The following is a 913-nucleotide window of genomic DNA, read 5'->3' on the forward strand; positions in this document are numbered from 1 at the left end:
ATTTAACATTAATGATACTTCGTTTAAATTTAAATTTGGATTCATGTAGTTTTTAGAAATAATATCTTGAAATTCTGTAAATTTTTTTTCTTGTTTTAATCCTTTACTCTTTTTTTTAGTTTCATCTACATAATACATAATATCATTTTTCTCGGAAATAATTTTGTTTCTAATTTCTATTCTTTCAACATGTAAGTTTGATTGAAATAAACCCACATATGATAACCAATAGATAATAATTGAAATTATTATCCAAATAGGGTAATAAATTGATAAACTAACATCAGTGTTCTTTCCATCAATTGTTATATCCTGCATTAAATAAATTTCTGCAATCCATATAATACAAGCTGATAATCCAATTATTAGAATTTGTTTTAGCCACTTTGTTTTTTGTTTAACAAACTCTATCTTAAAAACATTGTTTCTCTGTTCAAAGTTTTTAACTATTAACAATGTTAAGATTATTAGAAAAAGAGAATAACTATTTGAAGAAATCTCTTCAATAGTCATATATGTATCAATGAATTTAAAGCTAATAAATTTATTTTCAAAGAATAATTGATCAAAAGAAATTGAAATTTGAAATAGAAAATCAATAAAAAACGGAATTAATAATGAAATTTTAATTTCCTTTTTTACATTAACACCCAAATATTTATTTACAAAAAGATAGAACATTGGAATAATTAAAAACTCACATGGAATCCTAAACCAACCTAAAAATGGGAATAAGTCTTCTAAACCACTATCAATTATCCAATATTGTAGATTACTAAATGATAAAGAAAAGGAGGTGTATGCCAAAAAAGAATTTGTTTTGGAATAATATTTTTTAGTAAAAAGTATAACCAATCCAAAGATAATTCCTTGAATAATCCCCATTAGGATTATTATATTCCAAATATTTATG

The 913-nt window shown here is 22.5% G+C and carries 1 protein-coding gene; it reads right to left on the reverse strand.

Annotated features, from left to right (window positions below; all coding sequences use genetic code 11):
* Nucleotides 1-885: hypothetical protein (locus DIU01_RS00390; RefSeq protein ID WP_290831289.1), on the reverse strand; the 885-nt coding region annotated here is incomplete at its 3' end.
* Nucleotides 886-913 lie beyond the last annotated feature (28 nt).

It is taken from the genome of Flavobacterium sp., assembly GCF_003525665.1.
Lineage (GTDB): Bacteria > Bacteroidota > Bacteroidia > Flavobacteriales > Flavobacteriaceae > Flavobacterium.